Source organism: Parablastomonas sp. CN1-191 (assembly GCF_049354825.1).
In the GTDB taxonomy this organism is placed as follows: Bacteria; Pseudomonadota; Alphaproteobacteria; order Sphingomonadales; family Sphingomonadaceae; genus Novosphingobium.
This window is the reverse complement of record NZ_CP186480.1, coordinates 2,527,451-2,541,740: the sequence shown is the minus strand read 5'-3', so window position 1 is coordinate 2,541,740 and position 14,290 is coordinate 2,527,451. Positions and strand designations below refer to the sequence as shown.

Genomic DNA, 14,290 nt, shown 5'->3' with positions numbered 1-14,290 from the left:
GAGTATCAACTCACCGATCGGATCCTCGATTCCAGTCGGTCCGGTGGGTGCGTGCCGAGATGACGCGACGACAATGGCATCGTTGAACCGAGCTGCGACGATATCGGCGCTCGGTCGCGGCCACCATGCTCCCATCAACCTTACGAGCTCGCCTTCGAGCTGATATTCTTCAGCGTCAATCGGCAGAAACGAGGCGAAACTGGCGTTGCGCAGTTAGCAATGACTCGCGTTGCCGCCTCTCATACGTTTCAGCGCTTATGTCTGTTTTTTGCGATCCGCTGCCCCAAACAGGCAGACAGAAAAGTTCCCAATGTCGGTCGTTAGCGTCGCTGAGCCGAAACTAGAACGAACGGCGGCTTTCGCGATCATCGACCGGCGGGGCGAACGGCGGAGTTTAGGGCGCAAAGCTGCCGCTTAGCCTCGTTCACTCCACCACTCCGGCCAGCTGACCTTAGCAGGCGTGCTGGTGCAGCGGTAAACCTCGCGTTGTTCTTCCTTGGTCAACCTCCGATCGCCCAGCCTCGCCAGGGCTGCTTCAACAATCCAAGGACTCAGCTCCCAGCGCATCCTCTTCTCGTCCGTCGCGTGTCTGCGCCGTGCCAGATTCAGCCTGCTTAAAATCGCGTCGGCACCGCTGCTGGTCGACGACCAGATGATCTTCGTTATGCCAACGCGATCCTCACCTCGCTGTGAACGCGCCGCTTCGATCGCCTCAAGCGACGCACGCGCAGCCGCGCTGTCACCGGCGAGACCCTTCTGGGTCAGCTGCAAGAGGAACGCTTCAGCTGCGGTAACGCGCCGTTCCCGGCCCTCCTCGCGGATAACAACCATCTGACCGAGCACGGCGTCGTAAGGTATTTCTCGGCGGCGGTTGGCAGGCCGGCCGCGGGGGTTACCGGACTGTCCTTTGCGGAAGCGCGTCGCGGCAGGCGGATTGCCGTACCCTGCTGCTACTTCGGCCCCGCTCATACCTCGCTTCCGCGAGGCCAGTGCAAGGTGTCGGCGCCCCGAGTGAAGAACTTGATGTCGTGGATGTCCTTCGCGGAGAACTTACAGCGACCGGGCCGGCTCAGCGCCGCCTGGGTTGCCCAGGTCTCGACCTTCCAGCGTCGGCTATCGTCGTCGTCAGGATGGGCGATGCCAAGAATCCGTAGCGCATCGTTGGCATTGTCCGACGTATGATGGATCTCGACCTTGACCGGTTTAGCCCGAGGCGCCGCCTTCTTGGCGAGCGCGACTTCGCGCTTTTCTATCATCTTGAGCACCTTGCGGATCGCCATGCGGCTGCCCTTGAGCGCCGCATGATACGTCTGCATTTGCAGCGCCTCGTCCAACGTCAGCTCGCGCTCCTTCCCGCCCTGGGTCACGGTCAGCCGCTTGTCGAAAAGGATGTCGAACGCCGACACATCGGGCCGCCGCTTGCGCGGCCGGCCATTGGGGTTGCCAGACTGGCCCTTCTGGAACCTGCTCACTCGGCAGCCTCTGCTTCTGCGGCGCGGTGAACCAGGACCGGCTCCTTGCCCGTCAGCTGCGACCACCGCGTCATCGCCACCTCGACATAGGCGGGATCGATGTCGAGCCCGCGGAAACGCCGGCGGGCGCGCTCGGCTGCGATCAGGGTGGTCCCCGAGCCCAGGAAGATATCGAGCACGAGCTCACCCTGGCGGGTCACGTCGCAGATCGCGTCGGCCACCATCGCAACCGGCTTTACGGTCGGATGCAGCGCGAGGTCCTCGCGGCGGCTGCCCTTGAGCGAGTTTACCGAGGCGTAGTCCCACACGTTGGTGCGGTTCCGACCGTGCTTGCCAAGCTCTACCGCGTTGAAGTGCGGCGCGTCGCCGACACGGTAGACGAACACCATCTCGTGCTTCGAGCGGTAGAGCGAGCCCATCCCTGCGTTCGACTTGTTCCACACGCAGATGTTGAGCAGATCGCCGTAGATGCCGGTCGTGGCAGCGGACACGTCATCCATGTGTCGCCAGTCCATGCAGACGAAATGAACGGCACCGTCACGCGACACCGCCGCGCAGGCACCAAGCGTCGCTTTCAGGAACGTGCGGAACTCGCTCTCGCTCATCTCGCCCGACGCCATCGCGAACTCGCGGTGCCGCCCCTTGGCGTTGACGTGGCCGTTGACCTTCACGTTGTAAGGCGGATCCAGGAATGCGCAGTCGATGGTCTCATCGCCGACGAGGAGCTTAAGGAAGTCGGCGTCGCGCCCGTCGCCGCAGCCGATACGGTGCTCGCCCAGCTCCCAGATGTCGCCCATCTGGACGCGCGTATGTTCGGGGACGGAAGGAATCACTTCATCCGCCGGGTCTTCGCTATCCGCCAGCACGACGTCGATCTCGCCAGCGCTAAAGCCAGTGAGCGACAGGTCGATCTCGAACTCCGGCAGAGAAAGGTCAGCGAGCTCAAGCTTGAGGATCTCCACATCCCACCCGGCATTGAGCGCGATCTTGTTGTCGGCAAGCCGCAGCGCCTTTTTCTGTGCTTCGCTAAGCCCCTCGAGCGTGATGACCGGGACTTCGGCAAGCCCCATCTCTTTGGCCGCTCGCAATCGGCCATGCCCGGCGATAAGGTTGCCCGCCGGATCCGCGAGGACGGGGTTCGTAAAGCCGAACGCGCGGATCGACTGGACGATCTGCTCGATCTGCCGCTTTGGATGCGTTCGCGCATTGCGGGGATCGGGGACGAGGCTGCCGGTCGTTCGGTACACGACCGTCAGCGGGCGAACGACCGACTCGGCCGTAAGGGGAACGGTTGCCATGAGGCGAACAATAGCAGAACGTTCCCGTTTTGGACACCGCCGTCAAATTCGGCCCAGGCCGATCTTGGGGATAAATCCTGAATGACTGGACTGGGCGGTCGAACCGAGCATTGCTGATCCCTGCCCGGCACCCGGGCTCGTCTCGGTAGCGGCGCCGCTTTGGCGCGCGCGATCGGAGACACACAATGACCTTGCCAGCTCCAACAAACCGCAAGCCGCGCCGCATGGCGCGGGAGATTGACACGTCGTCTGGACTCGCGAGTCCTGCCCCGAAGGCCCAATCGCGGCTCGATCGGCTCGCCAGCCTCCTCACTCGCGATCAAGGCGCCAGCATCGCCGAGATGACGGCCGCGACAGGGTGGCAAGCCCACTCCGTGCGCGGTGCGCTGGCCGGGGCGCTCAAGAAGCGCGGCCTTATCATCACCTCGGACAAGTCTGGCGGCGAGCGGCGCTACAAGGCGGCGGCAGCATGAGCGCCGCGCTCGACGATCTCATCATCGGGATCGGTCAGATGGACCTCGAAGGCCTCCGCGCGTTCTGGCGATCGCGCTACGGCGACCCACCTCCACTGCGATCGGTCGCAATCCTGCGCATAGCCTTGGCGTGGCAGGTCCAAGCCGAAGCGCTGGGCGGGCTGGATCAAATAACCAGACGCGCCCTCGCCCGCAGCGGCCCGGTTGCGCCCGAGGGCAGCCAGTTCGGCGTCGGCGCTACCCTGTCCCGAACATGGCAGGGTCGCCGGGTCGAAGTTGTCGTCGAGGAGAACGGGTTCCGCTGGGGCGACCGCAAGTTCGCGAGCCTGTCGGCCGCGGCGAGCGCGATCGCGGGCTCGAAGTGGAACGGGCCGCGGTTCTTCGGATTGCGGACCGCGGCATGAGCAAGGTTCTGCGCTGCGCGGTCTACACCCGCAAGAGCTCGGACGAAGGGCTCGAGCAGTCGTTCAACAGCCTCGATGCCCAGCGGGAGGCTGGCGAGGCCTACATCAAGAGCCAGGCGCATGAAGGCTGGAAGCTGCTACCGGCCCGCTACGACGATGGAGGGTTCTCCGGCGGCACCATGGAGCGGCCGGGGCTCGTCAAGCTTCTCGCCGACGTTGATGCCGGGCTCGTGGATGTCGTTGTCGTCTACAAGATCGACCGCCTCACGCGCAGCCTTGCCGACTTTGCTCGCATAGTTGAACGCTTCGATGCCCACGAGGTCAGTTTCGTCTCGGTGACGCAGGCGTTCAACACCACCTCATCGATGGGACGGCTCACGCTCAACGTGCTGCTGTCGTTCGCGCAGTTCGAGCGTGAAGTGACCGGCGAGCGCATCCGCGACAAGATCGCCGCGTCCAAGGCCAAGGGCATGTGGATGGGAGGACTGCCGCCGATCGGATACGATATGCCCGAGGCAGGTAGCCGCAAGCTCCTGGTCAATGAGGCCGATGCGGCGATCGTGCGGCACATCTTCGCGCGCTACCTTGAGCTGGGCTCGGTTCATGCGCTCGAGCGGGATTTGACGTCGCGGGGGATCACTTCGCGAGTTCACGTGACGCGATCGGGCAAATCGCTTGGTGGGCAGCCGTTCAGCCGGGGGGCTTTGTTCCACGTGCTACGCAGTCGCATCTACCTCGGGCAGATCGTGCACCGCGGCGTGGCGCATGAGGGCGAGCATGATGCGATCATGGATCGAGACCTGTTTGATGCCGTCCAAGGGAAACTGGATGCCAACGCGCGTCGCCACGGCGCCAAAGCGGGCGCGCGCCTTGTCCGAGCGCCGCTCACGGGGAAGTTGTTCGACGCCAATGGCGAACCCATGAGCCCGGCCTTCTCGCGCGGGCAGCGCGGCAAGGCCTACCGCTATTATGTGTCTTCATCCTTGCAGCAGGGTGCCAGGTCCATCGACGGCATCGCGCAGCGCGTGCCAGCAGCGGTCATCGAGGCGCTCTTGACCGAGTGTCTGGCCCGCTGGGGCCAACCCGGCGCGATCGACGCGATCGGCAGGGTCGACATTGTTCAAGGCGGCGTGGTCATCACCTTGAAGGGTGATCGGGCGGCCGAAGTCGCGCCGCGTCTGCGTGAGAGCGACCGCGTCATCCGGGCCTCGCGGTCCAAGACCGTTGCCCAGGTTGATGCCGTAATCCAGCGACGCGGCGGGCGCTGCGAGATCGCATCTCCCGGTGCCCGAACGGAGCGGCGGGACCCTTCTCTGATCGGCGCGCTGCGCCGTGGCCACAAGATGCTGGTTCGTCGGGGCGGGGTGAGCCACGTCGAGGAGGCACCGGCCTCGCTTTACGAGCGGCGCATCCTGCGGCTCGCGTTCCTGTCGCCCCGCATTCAGGCTGACATCCTCGCCGGCCGTCAGCCCGCCGCAATCAACCTAGAGCGGCTGACCAAGGCCGACATCCCTCTCCTGTGGACTGAGCAGGAACAGGTACTTGGCTGGCGCTGAAGCGGCGCTGCCTGTTTTGGGCGTAAATGCCCTGATCTGGCGGATTAAAGCGCCTGATCCGTGGGATTCAATGCCCTGTTATGACGATTAACAGGGAAACGTCGTTTCGCGGGCCCAGACCCGCAGAAAACCGCAAGTTAAAACCTTGTAATCGAGCGCGCGGGCCCCTGGATGGCCTGTTTCTGGCGCGATTTTTGAGATTTTCCCTGTTCCGGCCTGATTAACAGGCAAACCTTACCGATGCCGATCCGCGCGGAGACCCGGGCGCCAAACCCTCCGGCATTAGCGGTGATACGGCCGCCTGTTCCCTGAACGCTGACGGATTGGCGCCGGCAAGCCCGCCTGTTGCGCCGGCTTGAGGCCGCTCGTCCTGATAGGAGACCAGTGCTGGGGGTCGGTGGCGGAGCGGGAGGGATTCGAACCCTCGATACGCTTTTGGCGTATACTCACTTTCCAGGCGAGCGCCTTCGACCACTCGGCCACCGCTCCGCATTGCCTGGGCCGGCGCCGGGGGCGTGGCCGGGGCGCGGACTAGCGGGAGCGGGGCGCGGTGGCAAGCGGCGTCCATCCGGCCTATGGCGCAGGCATGACACGCACCTTCGGAGCCGCCCCATCTGCCGCAGAGATCGAGGCGCTGGCCCGAACCGCGCTAAGCCGGCTGCCAGCACCCTTTGCCCAGCACTTGCGCGAGATGGTGCTGCAGGTGGAGGACTTTGCCGATCCCGAAACCCTGGCCGAAATGGGCATCGACGATCCCTTCGATCTGACCGGCCTCTATGAAGGCGTGCCGGTGGGCGACAAGGCCAACGCCAGCGGCACCTTGCCCGATCGCATTCGCCTGTTCCGCTCACCGTTGCTGGACGAATGGGCGGCGCGCGGCGACGAAACACTCGAGCGGCTGGTCAGCCACGTCGTCATCCACGAGGTGGGCCACCATTTCGGCCTGTCGGACGACGACATGCACCTGATCGAGGAGCAGGCCTGATCCTCTCGACTTGGCGCGCTCGCCGCGGCAGGATACCCGCATGATCCGCATCCCAGCCCTCGGCGCCCTGGCGCTGGCCGCCGCCGCTTCCGCCCAGACGCCGGCTCCTCCACCGCCCCCGCCGCCGCCCGGCTCTTCAGCCGCTATCCTGGCGACGGCAGCGCCGGCCGAATGGGTTCGCATCGCCCCGTCGGACCTTCTGGTCATGGACCTTGCGCGCGGCCGCGACGCCAAGGCACGGCGGGTCGTGATCCGGCTGATGCCGGCACCGTTCGCGCAAGGCTGGGTCGGCAATATCCGCAAGCTTGCCGCCGCGCATTGGTGGGACGGTCTCAGCATCAACCGCGTGCAGGACAACTATGTCGTCCAATGGGGTGATGCCGATGGCGAGGACGCAGCCAAAGCTCGCGCGCTTCCCGCCGGCCTGGCGGCAATCCCGGAGAGCGCCTACACGGTGCCGGCGCCGGCGGGCCTGGTCCCGGCGGGCGCCGCGGCGTGGTTCAGGACCCACGGCGCGGCGCCGTCGCCCGCCATCGTCGGCGGGCGAACGGTGTTCCGCGATTATAATCCGGCGCGTTTCGGCGCCTTCACCAAGGGTCTGCCCTTCGCCGGCGGCGCCGAAGGGGTCTGGCCGGTCCATTGCTATGGCAGCATCGGGGTGGGGCGGAACCTGTCGCCCGATACCGGCACGGGGGCCGAGCTTTATGCCGTGATCGGCCCGGCCCGGCCGCTCGATCGCAACATTGCAGTGGTTGGCAAAGTGATCGAGGGGATGGAGTGGCTCTCCGCCCTGCCCCGCGGCACCGGGACGCTGGGATTTTACGAGACCCCGGCCGAGCGGACGGCGATCCGGTCGGTCCGGCTCGGCAACGAAGTGCCCGATCTGCCGGCATTCGAATACCTCTCCAGCGAAGGACCGACATTCGCCAAATATGTCGTCGCGCGGGCGAACCGGCAGGACGACTTCTTCCGCGTCAAGGCCGGCGGCATGGACCTGTGCAGCGCCGCCCCGCCAACGCGCCGAGTCAAGTCCGGGTAGCGCGGCCCGTTTGCCGGTGATAGGCGCGCGGCCGTGATCGTGTTTCCCGCCATCGACCTGAAACAGGGGCAAGTCGTGCGCCTGGCCGAAGGCGACATGGCGCGCGCCACCGTCTACGGCGACGATCCCGCCGCCCAGGCGATGCTGTTCGCCGAAGCCGGATCGCAGTTTCTCCACGTGGTCGATCTCGACGGCAGCTTCGCGGGCCGGGCCGAAAACCGCGGCGCAGTGGAAGCCATCGTCGAGACCTTTCCCGGCCATGTCCAACTCGGCGGCGGGATCCGCACGCGCCAGGCGGTGGCGGGCTGGTTCGACCTCGGCGTCAGCCGCGTGGTCATGGGCACCGCCGCCTTGAAGGATCCGCAGTTCGTGCGCGACATGGCGGCGGAATTTCCCGGCGGCATCGTCGTCGCGGTGGACGCGCGTGACGGCATGGTTGCGACCGAGGGCTGGGCCGCTGTCTCTGACGTGCCGGTGATCGACCTTGCCCGCCGGTTCGAGGATGCCGGCGTCGCGGCTGTACTGTTCACCGACATCGGCCGCGACGGGATGCTGAAGGGTTGCAACATCGAGGCTACGGTCGACCTCGCCCGCCGCACCGACCTGCCGGTGATCGCCAGCGGCGGGGTCAAGGGCATCGATGATATCTACATGCTGGCGATGCACGCGCACGAGGGCATCGAGGGCGTGATCACCGGGCGCGCGCTGTTCGAAGGGCGGCTCGACCTGGCGGCGGCGATCGCGATGGCGAGCCGGAACTAATTGGGATGGCAGCTGGCTTCATCATGGGGCTGGTGTTCGGCTGGTGGCTATCATGGAGCGGACTTCGTAACCTCCGCGACGGCGTGGCGACTTATCACAACCTGCGCTCGTTTCAGGGCACAAAGCGTTACGCGCGCTCTCAGTCGCCGTTACGATTCTGGCTCGTTGTCGGCGCCAAGCTAGCGGCGGGCTTCGCGCTCCTTTGCCTAGTTCCTGTCTCTCTCATGATGTCGACCGAATAGGATTACAACGATGCATCCCTATCGGGCCAGTAGACCATGACCGTCCGCGTCCGCGTCATTCCTTGCCTCGACGTGCGCGATGGGCGCGTGGTCAAGGGCGTCAATTTCGTCGATCTCAAGGACGCGGGCGATCCGGTCGAGCAGGCGCGGGCTTATGACGCGGCGGGGGCGGACGAGCTCTGTTTCCTCGATATCTCGGCCAGCCACGAAGGGCGCGGGACCCTGATCGACATCGTGCGCCGCACCGCCGAGGTCTGCTTCATGCCGCTGACCGTGGGCGGCGGGGTGCGTTCGGTGGAGGATGCGCGCGCGCTGCTGCTGGCGGGGGCGGACAAGGTGGCGGTCAATTCGGCGGCGGTGAGCCGGCCCGAGGTGGTGTCCGACATTGCCGCGAAGATGGGCAGCCAGTGCATCGTCGCTTCGGTCGATGCGCGGCGCAGCGGGGCCGGGTGGGAGATTTTCACCCACGGCGGCCGGCGCGCGACCGGGATCGACGCGGTGGCGCACGCGGTAAAGCTGGCGGGGCTGGGCGCGGGCGAACTCTTGGTCACCTCGATGGACGGCGACGGGACGCAGGCCGGTTACGACCTCGCACTGACGCGCGCGATCGCCGATGCGGTCAGCGTGCCGGTGATCGCCAGCGGCGGGGTCGGCAGCCTCGATCACCTTGTCGCCGGAGTGACCGAGGGCCATGCCAGTGCGGTGCTGGCCGCTTCGATTTTTCACTTCGGCACGCACTCGGTGGCCGAAGCCCACGCGGCGCTGCGGGCGGTAGGCTTGCCCGCGCGCGGCTGAGGCGGCACAACACCGGCATGAGCGACACCCTCTCCCGGCTGGCCGAAACCATCGCCACGCGCCGCGCTGCCGATCCGGCAACGAGCTGGGTTGCCAAGCTGCACAGCAAAGGCGTGCCGGGAATCGCGCGAAAGCTGGGCGAGGAGGCGGTCGAGACGATCGTCGCGGCGCTCTCCGGCAACCGCGAGGACCTGATCGGCGAGGCCGCGGACACGCTGTTCCACCTTCTCGTCCTGCTCGACGCCAAAGGAGTGCCCCTGGCCGAGGTCCTGGCCGAACTCGACCGCCGCGAGGGCATCAGCGGGATTGCCGAAAAGGCCGCACGCAAGGAGCCCTGATGCCAATCGATGCCACCGCCCCCTACGATGACCAGAACATCTTCGCCAGGATCCTGCGCGGCGAGATTCCCGCGCGGAAGGTCTATGAGGATGAGTGGGCGCTGGCGTTCCACGACATCGCCGCGCAGGCGCCAGTCCATGTGCTTGTGATCCCCAAAGGCCGCTATGTGAGCTGGGACGATTTTTCCGAAAGTGCCCCCGCCGATGAGATTGCCGGCTTCGTCCGCGCGGTTGGCCGCGTGGCGCGGACCGAGCGACTGGTAGAACCGGGTTATCGCCTGCTTGCCAACGTCGGCGCGCACGGCGGGCAGGAAGTACCGCACTTTCATGTCCATCTGTTTGGCGGCAAGCCGCTGGGCCCGATGCTGGCACGTCAGGACGGCTGAAAAGCCCCCCGGGGTTGCCCTGCGAGTCTCCGCAGGGCTAAGGCCACCTGACGCCATGACGCTTCCGGAACCGCCTTCGGGCCGCATCGACGGCCGTGTGCACCGCATTGCGGTGCGCGCTTATTTCGAAGACACCGACCTGTCGGGCGTGGTCTATCACGCCAATTACCTGCGTTGGTTCGAGCGTGGCCGATCCGACTTCGTTCGCCTGCTCGGCATCGACCAGCGCGCTGCCAGCGAGGGCGGCGACGGTGCCTTCGCCGTCGCGGAAATCACCGTGCGCTATCGCAGTCCAGCGCGCCTCGACGATGCCGTAGTGATCGAGACCGAGGCCGTCACGCTGGGCGCGGCAAGCTGCCGGATGCGGCAGAGCGCCCGCGTGATAGAGCACGGTGCGCCCGGCCGCATCCTGGCCGACGCCGACGTCCGCGTCGGGTTCGTAGCCGCCGATGGGCGGCCGCGCCGCATGCCCCTTCCCTGGCGAACGGCTTTTGCCGTCGTCGCCCCTGTTCAGGACACCGAATGAATCCGATCGATCTTCTTGCCGCCGCCGCGCCGGCTGCCCCGGGCCACCTCGACCCGTTGAAGCTGTTTCAGGACGCCGATATCGTCGTGAAAGTCGTCATGGCCGGGCTGATCCTGGCCAGCGTGTGGACATGGGCGCTCATCGTGGCGATCTCGATGCGGCTCGGCCGCGTCAAGCGCCGCAGCGTCGCTTACGAGGCGGGGTTCTGGAAGGCTGCGGACCTGCCCGCTTATCACGCCGCGCAAGGCAGCAAGGACGTGCCCAGTGCGCGCGTCGCCGGGGCCGGCCTGGCCGAATGGCGCCGCTCCACCGGCGGCAAGACGATTGACCGTGAAGGAACACGCCAGCGGCTTGCCACCGTGCTGTCCAGCACCGTCGCCGACCAGGCCGACCGGTTGGCCGAGCGGCTCAATTTCCTGGCAACGGTCGGGTCGGTCGCGCCGTTCGTGGGGCTGTTCGGCACGGTCTGGGGTATCATGAACGCGTTTTTCCAGATCGGTCAGCGCAACGATTCCTCGCTCGCCACCGTGGCGCCGGGGATTTCGGAGGCGCTGTTCGCCACCGCGATCGGCCTGTTCGCGGCGATCCCAGCGGTCATCGCCTACAACCGCTTCGCCCACCGCGTGAACGCAATCGAAGGCCGCCTGCAACGCTTTGCGGACCGGTTCCAGGCGACGCTCAGCCGCGAGCTGGAAGAGGGCTGAAATGGCCTTCACTTCTCCCAACCGCAACCGGCGGCGCGGGCGGGCGCCGGTGGCGGATATCAACGTCACTCCGCTGGTCGACGTGATGCTGGTGCTGCTCGTGATCTTCATGGTCACCGCGCCGCTGCTGACCGCGGGTGTGCCGCTCGACCTGCCCGACAGCCGTGCCAATGCGCTGCCGCAGGATGCGGAACCAGTAACGCTGAGCATCGAGAAGACCGGCGTCGTCTCGATCGGCGACCGGTTGGTTACCGATGCCGATCTGCCCACCGCGCTGGCGGCCTTGCCGCGCAGCGGCGGGCAGGCGCCGCAAGTGACGCTGCGCGCCGACCGCGCGCTCGATTACGGGCGCGTCATGGCGGTGATGGGCGAACTGAACCGCGCTGGCTTCAACCGGATCGCCCTGGTAACTAACGCCAGGGCGCCTGCGCCGGCGGCTGACGCGCCAGGCGGGGCGGCGGCGTCGCCTACGCCTGTCAGCGACGGTTCAGGCGTGGGGCCATAGCCCGACGTATCATGGCATTCGCGGCTCTCCGATCCGAAGAACGGTTTGGTCTGGCACTGGCGTTGGCGGGCCATGTCGCGCTGGCCTGGTGGCTGGTCATGGCGCCCGAGCGCCAGGCCCCGATCGTGCCATACGAACGCACCGAGGTGACGCTGGCGGACGAAGTCTCGCTGACCTCCACCGCGCCCGACCCTGCCGATGTCGCCGCCGCGCAGCAGGCGCCGCAGCTTGGCGAGGTGACGCCGCCGCCCGCGCCCGCGCCGGCCGAGGTGGCTAGACCGCAACCCGTGGCCGTCGCGCCCGCGCCCGTTCCCCAGCCCGTTCCGGTCCAGCCAGCGCCCAGGACTCAGCCCGCCCCGCCCCAACCAAAGGCCCAGCCCGCCAAGGCCCAGTCCGCCAGGCCGGCGCCGGCGCAACCGGCGAAAGCCCCACCCGCCAAGGCCAAGCCGGTAGGCGGGGCCAAAGTGGGCGCCGATTTCCTCAAGGGCGTCGCCGGCGGGGCCGTCACAACCGGCAGCGGCACGCCCGCCGCCGCGATCGGGCCGGCGGTGCGATCGTCGCTGGCGGGCGCGATCTCGCGCCAGCTCAAGCCGCGCTGGATCGCGCCGCAAGGCGCCGATGCCGAGCTGCTGGTGACCATCCTCAGCTGGGACATGAACCCGGACGGCTCCCTGAAGGGCGCGCCGCGGGTGGTCCGCCAGGATGGCATCACCGACGCCAACAAGGCGCAGGCCTCTCGCCATGCTGAGCAGGCGATCCGGGCCGTCCGGCTCGCTGCTCCGTTCGATCTGCCCGACCAGTACTACGACGCGTGGAAGCACGTCGCCTCGTTCCGCTTCGACAGGAAATTGTCGCAATGAAAATGCTCATCACCGCCGTTGCGCTGCTCTCCGCAGCCCCCGCCGTCGCACAGACCGTGCCGCCGCCGCCGGTCCCGGCACAAAGCGATGCCGGCGGTTTGACAGGCTCGGTCTCTGACGACGCCGCCTGGCAGGACCTGGGCATCGCGATTCCCAAGTTCGCGACCGATGCCGATGTGCCCACGCAGACGAGCGCGGGTTCGACCGGTGCGCTTGGCATGGCGTTGGCGCAGATCATCACTGCCGATCTCAAGAACAACGGCCTGTTCAAGCCGACCGGTCCTGACGGTCTGCCCCAGCCCGCTTTCAGCCAGGTGCGGGCGCCCGATTTCCCGACCTGGAGCGGCCGCAGCGCCGAAATGCTGGTCCAGGGCGACGTACGCGCCGGCGCCGATGGCAACGTCACGGTCGGCTGCTACCTGTACGATGTGGCGCTATCGCAGCAGTTGACCGCGGCAAGCTGGACCGTGGCCCCGGCCGACTGGCGCCGCGCCGCGCACAAGTGCGCGGACCTGGTCTATTCGCGCCTGTCCGGCGAAAGCCCATTCTTCGACAGCCGCATCGCCTACATCGCCGAAACCGGACCCAAGGACCACCGCATGAAGCGGCTGGCGATCATGGATTCGGACGGGCAGAACCACCGCTTTCTGACCACGGGGCAAACTCTCGCGCTCACCCCGCGCTATTCGCCCGACTACCGCTCGATCCTCTATCTGAGCTACTTCAACGGCAACCCGCGGATCTACATCTATGACTTGGCCACCGATACCCAGCGGCTGCTGCTGAAGGAGACAAACCCGCTGTTCGCGCCGCGCTGGTCGCCCGACGGCAAGTGGGTGCTCTATTCGATGGCCAGCGGCGGCAACACGGAGATTTACAAGATGCCGGCCGCAGGCGGCAGCCCGCTCAAGCTGACCGACAGCCCGGGCATCGACATCGGCGGCAGCTTTTCGCCCGACGGATCGCGGATCGTGTTCGAAAGCGACCGATCCGGCACGCAGCAGGTCTACGTGATGAACGCCGACGGGTCGAACCAGCGCCGGATCAGCTTTTTCGGCGGCCGCGCCGCGACCCCCGAATGGAGCCCGCGCGGCGACCAGATCGCCTTCACCCACATCGTCGGCAACTTGCGCATTGCAGTGATGGACCCGAACGGGCGCAACCTGCGTTACCTTACCGACGCATGGCAGGACGAGGCGCCGACCTGGGCGCCCAACGGCCGCATCATCCAGTTCTTCCGGACCGCCCAGGGGTCCGGGAAAACGCAGCTGTGGCAGGTCGACCTGACCGGGCGCAACGAACGCCGCCTCGCCACGCCCGTGGATGGATCCGACCCCGCCTGGGGACCGATCCGTCCCTGATCGCTCGACACGAGCGCACGTTTCGCAAGGAGATCGCCGAGATGACGAGAACCCCTGATTTCAAGCCCGCCCCCCGCACGCTGCTGCTGGCAGCCGGTGTCGCCGCGCTGGCGCTGGCCGGCTGTGCCAAGAAGGCGCCGGCATCGCTGCCGCCCGATCCGGTCGCCAGCACCGACAGCACCGGCGGCGCCGCCGGCGCCCCCGCGCCCGGAAGCCAAGCCGACTTCGCGATGAAGATGGCCGGTCAGGACACGATCTATTTCGACACCGACCAGTCGAACATCGATGCGGCCGACCAGGCCGCGCTGCAGACACAGGCTGCCTGGCTGCGCCAGTATCCCAGCAAGCGCGCCACGATCGAGGGCCATACCGACGAGCGCGGCACCCGCGAATACAATCTCGCGCTCGGCGAGCGGCGTGCCAACGCGGCCAAGAACTACCTGGCTTCGCTGGGTGTCGAGCCGGTCCGCATCAGCACCGTCAGCTACGGCAAAGAGCGCCCGGTAGCGCTCGGGTCTGACGAGGCCAGCTGGGCGCGCAATCGCCGCGCGGTGACCGTCACGATCGACTGAGGCTTGTTATCA

18 protein-coding genes and 1 tRNA gene are annotated in these 14,290 nt (G+C 66.9%); 15 read left to right on the top strand and 4 right to left on the bottom strand.

Features of this window, described 5'->3' with window-relative positions; all coding sequences use genetic code 11:
• Positions 1-414 precede the first annotated feature (414 nt).
• From ACOYW6_RS12660 to ACOYW6_RS12650, 3 genes are read right to left on the bottom strand one after another with little or no spacing between them, the layout of a single operon-like run.
• Entirely contained in the window at positions 415-969 is a 555-nt protein-coding gene (locus ACOYW6_RS12660) for a DUF5681 domain-containing protein (protein ID WP_423141662.1), read from the bottom strand.
• Positions 966-1,472 carry a DUF5681 domain-containing protein gene (locus ACOYW6_RS12655; RefSeq protein WP_423141661.1) on the bottom strand — a complete coding sequence of 169 codons (507 nt, stop codon included), beginning with the start codon at positions 1,470-1,472 and terminating at the stop codon, positions 966-968. The genes ACOYW6_RS12660 and ACOYW6_RS12655 overlap by 4 nt, the downstream gene beginning before the upstream one ends.
• Positions 1,469-2,770, bottom strand: a complete 1,302-nt coding sequence (locus tag ACOYW6_RS12650) for a site-specific DNA-methyltransferase (RefSeq protein WP_423141660.1) — start codon at positions 2,768-2,770, stop codon at positions 1,469-1,471. Before ACOYW6_RS12650 ends, ACOYW6_RS12655 begins: the two co-directional genes overlap by 4 nt.
• A 185-nt stretch (positions 2,771-2,955) precedes the next feature.
• Here ACOYW6_RS12650 and ACOYW6_RS12645 point away from each other — a divergent pair, with 185 nt between their 5' ends.
• The 3 genes from ACOYW6_RS12645 to ACOYW6_RS12635 are packed head-to-tail and all read left to right on the top strand — an operon-like array spanning position 2,956 to position 5,203.
• Positions 2,956-3,243 (top strand): DUF3489 domain-containing protein, encoded by a 288-nt coding sequence (locus ACOYW6_RS12645; protein ID WP_423141659.1) that lies wholly within the window; start codon positions 2,956-2,958, stop codon positions 3,241-3,243.
• Positions 3,240-3,647, top strand: a complete 408-nt coding sequence (locus ACOYW6_RS12640) for a DUF2924 domain-containing protein (protein ID WP_423141658.1) — start codon at positions 3,240-3,242, stop codon at positions 3,645-3,647. The genes ACOYW6_RS12645 and ACOYW6_RS12640 overlap by 4 nt, the downstream gene beginning before the upstream one ends.
• Entirely contained in the window at positions 3,644-5,203 is a 1,560-nt protein-coding gene (locus ACOYW6_RS12635) for a recombinase family protein (RefSeq protein ID WP_423141657.1), read from the top strand. Before ACOYW6_RS12640 ends, ACOYW6_RS12635 begins: the two co-directional genes overlap by 4 nt.
• 398 nt (positions 5,204-5,601) lie before the next feature.
• Here the strand turns inward: ACOYW6_RS12635 and ACOYW6_RS12630 are convergent.
• Positions 5,602-5,692 (bottom strand) — tRNA-Ser (locus ACOYW6_RS12630).
• 97 nt (positions 5,693-5,789) lie between these two features.
• Here ACOYW6_RS12630 and ACOYW6_RS12625 point away from each other — a divergent pair.
• The 12 genes from ACOYW6_RS12625 to pal all read left to right on the top strand — a co-directional run bounded on the left by ACOYW6_RS12625 (position 5,790) and on the right by pal (position 14,278).
• Complete coding sequence (locus ACOYW6_RS12625; RefSeq protein ID WP_423141656.1) at positions 5,790-6,188, top strand: metallopeptidase family protein; 399 nt, start codon at positions 5,790-5,792, stop codon at positions 6,186-6,188.
• 40 nt (positions 6,189-6,228) lie between these two features.
• Positions 6,229-7,227, top strand: coding sequence for a peptidylprolyl isomerase (locus ACOYW6_RS12620; RefSeq protein ID WP_423141655.1), 999 nt, complete (start codon positions 6,229-6,231; stop codon positions 7,225-7,227).
• 33 nt (positions 7,228-7,260) lie between these two features.
• The gene (gene hisA / locus ACOYW6_RS12615) at positions 7,261-7,989 is read left to right on the top strand and encodes a 1-(5-phosphoribosyl)-5-[(5-phosphoribosylamino)methylideneamino]imidazole-4-carboxamide isomerase (RefSeq protein WP_423141654.1); all 729 of its coding nucleotides are present in this window, start codon (positions 7,261-7,263) and stop codon (positions 7,987-7,989) included.
• A gap of 278 nt (positions 7,990-8,267) precedes the next feature.
• On the top strand, positions 8,268-9,026 hold the full coding sequence (gene hisF, locus ACOYW6_RS12610) for an imidazole glycerol phosphate synthase subunit HisF (RefSeq protein ID WP_423141653.1): 759 nt from the start codon (positions 8,268-8,270) through the stop codon (positions 9,024-9,026).
• A 17-nt stretch (positions 9,027-9,043) separates the two neighbouring features.
• Positions 9,044-9,364 (top strand): phosphoribosyl-ATP diphosphatase, encoded by a 321-nt coding sequence (locus ACOYW6_RS12605; RefSeq protein WP_423141652.1) that lies wholly within the window; start codon positions 9,044-9,046, stop codon positions 9,362-9,364.
• Entirely contained in the window at positions 9,364-9,750 is a 387-nt protein-coding gene (locus tag ACOYW6_RS12600) for a histidine triad nucleotide-binding protein (protein ID WP_423141651.1), read from the top strand. Before ACOYW6_RS12605 ends, ACOYW6_RS12600 begins: the two co-directional genes overlap by 1 nt.
• 55 nt (positions 9,751-9,805) lie before the next feature.
• Positions 9,806-10,276: a YbgC/FadM family acyl-CoA thioesterase gene (locus ACOYW6_RS12595; RefSeq protein ID WP_423141650.1), complete on the top strand. Its 471-nt coding sequence runs from the start codon at positions 9,806-9,808 to the stop codon at positions 10,274-10,276.
• Positions 10,273-10,980, top strand: a complete 708-nt coding sequence (gene tolQ / locus ACOYW6_RS12590; RefSeq protein ID WP_423141649.1) for a protein TolQ — start codon at positions 10,273-10,275, stop codon at positions 10,978-10,980. Before ACOYW6_RS12595 ends, tolQ begins: the two co-directional genes overlap by 4 nt.
• A 1-nt stretch (position 10,981) precedes the next feature.
• Positions 10,982-11,485, top strand: a complete 504-nt coding sequence (locus ACOYW6_RS12585) for a biopolymer transporter ExbD (RefSeq protein WP_423141648.1) — start codon at positions 10,982-10,984, stop codon at positions 11,483-11,485.
• 11 nt (positions 11,486-11,496) lie between these two features.
• Positions 11,497-12,345 carry a hypothetical protein gene (locus ACOYW6_RS12580; protein WP_423141647.1) on the top strand — a complete coding sequence of 283 codons (849 nt, stop codon included), beginning with the start codon at positions 11,497-11,499 and terminating at the stop codon, positions 12,343-12,345.
• Positions 12,342-13,706 carry a Tol-Pal system beta propeller repeat protein TolB gene (gene tolB, locus ACOYW6_RS12575; protein WP_423141646.1) on the top strand — a complete coding sequence of 455 codons (1,365 nt, stop codon included), beginning with the start codon at positions 12,342-12,344 and terminating at the stop codon, positions 13,704-13,706. The genes ACOYW6_RS12580 and tolB overlap by 4 nt, the downstream gene beginning before the upstream one ends.
• A gap of 41 nt (positions 13,707-13,747) precedes the next feature.
• Positions 13,748-14,278, top strand: a complete 531-nt coding sequence (pal, locus tag ACOYW6_RS12570) for a peptidoglycan-associated lipoprotein Pal (protein ID WP_423141645.1) — start codon at positions 13,748-13,750, stop codon at positions 14,276-14,278.
• The last annotated feature ends 12 nt before the right edge of the window (positions 14,279-14,290 follow it).

Excerpts from the sequence above, each read along its gene's own strand:
- ACOYW6_RS12660 (WP_423141662.1), bottom strand. The coding sequence starts at position 969 with ATGAGCGGGGCCGAAGTAGCAGCAGGGTACGGCAATCCGCCTGCCGCG.
- ACOYW6_RS12650 (WP_423141660.1), bottom strand. The coding sequence starts at position 2,770 with ATGGCAACCGTTCCCCTTACGGCCGAGTCGGTCGTTCGCCCGCTGACG.
- ACOYW6_RS12645 (WP_423141659.1), top strand. The coding sequence starts at position 2,956 with ATGACCTTGCCAGCTCCAACAAACCGCAAGCCGCGCCGCATGGCGCGG.
- ACOYW6_RS12640 (WP_423141658.1), top strand. The coding sequence starts at position 3,240 with ATGAGCGCCGCGCTCGACGATCTCATCATCGGGATCGGTCAGATGGAC.
- ACOYW6_RS12635 (WP_423141657.1), top strand. The coding sequence starts at position 3,644 with ATGAGCAAGGTTCTGCGCTGCGCGGTCTACACCCGCAAGAGCTCGGAC.
- ACOYW6_RS12625 (WP_423141656.1), top strand. The coding sequence starts at position 5,790 with ATGACACGCACCTTCGGAGCCGCCCCATCTGCCGCAGAGATCGAGGCG.
- ACOYW6_RS12620 (WP_423141655.1), top strand. The coding sequence starts at position 6,229 with ATGATCCGCATCCCAGCCCTCGGCGCCCTGGCGCTGGCCGCCGCCGCT.
- hisF (WP_423141653.1), top strand. The coding sequence starts at position 8,268 with ATGACCGTCCGCGTCCGCGTCATTCCTTGCCTCGACGTGCGCGATGGG.
- ACOYW6_RS12605 (WP_423141652.1), top strand. The coding sequence starts at position 9,044 with ATGAGCGACACCCTCTCCCGGCTGGCCGAAACCATCGCCACGCGCCGC.
- ACOYW6_RS12600 (WP_423141651.1), top strand. The coding sequence starts at position 9,364 with ATGCCAATCGATGCCACCGCCCCCTACGATGACCAGAACATCTTCGCC.
- ACOYW6_RS12595 (WP_423141650.1), top strand. The coding sequence starts at position 9,806 with ATGACGCTTCCGGAACCGCCTTCGGGCCGCATCGACGGCCGTGTGCAC.
- tolQ (WP_423141649.1), top strand. The coding sequence starts at position 10,273 with ATGAATCCGATCGATCTTCTTGCCGCCGCCGCGCCGGCTGCCCCGGGC.
- ACOYW6_RS12585 (WP_423141648.1), top strand. The coding sequence starts at position 10,982 with ATGGCCTTCACTTCTCCCAACCGCAACCGGCGGCGCGGGCGGGCGCCG.
- ACOYW6_RS12580 (WP_423141647.1), top strand. The coding sequence starts at position 11,497 with ATGGCATTCGCGGCTCTCCGATCCGAAGAACGGTTTGGTCTGGCACTG.
- tolB (WP_423141646.1), top strand. The coding sequence starts at position 12,342 with ATGAAAATGCTCATCACCGCCGTTGCGCTGCTCTCCGCAGCCCCCGCC.
- pal (WP_423141645.1), top strand. The coding sequence starts at position 13,748 with ATGACGAGAACCCCTGATTTCAAGCCCGCCCCCCGCACGCTGCTGCTG.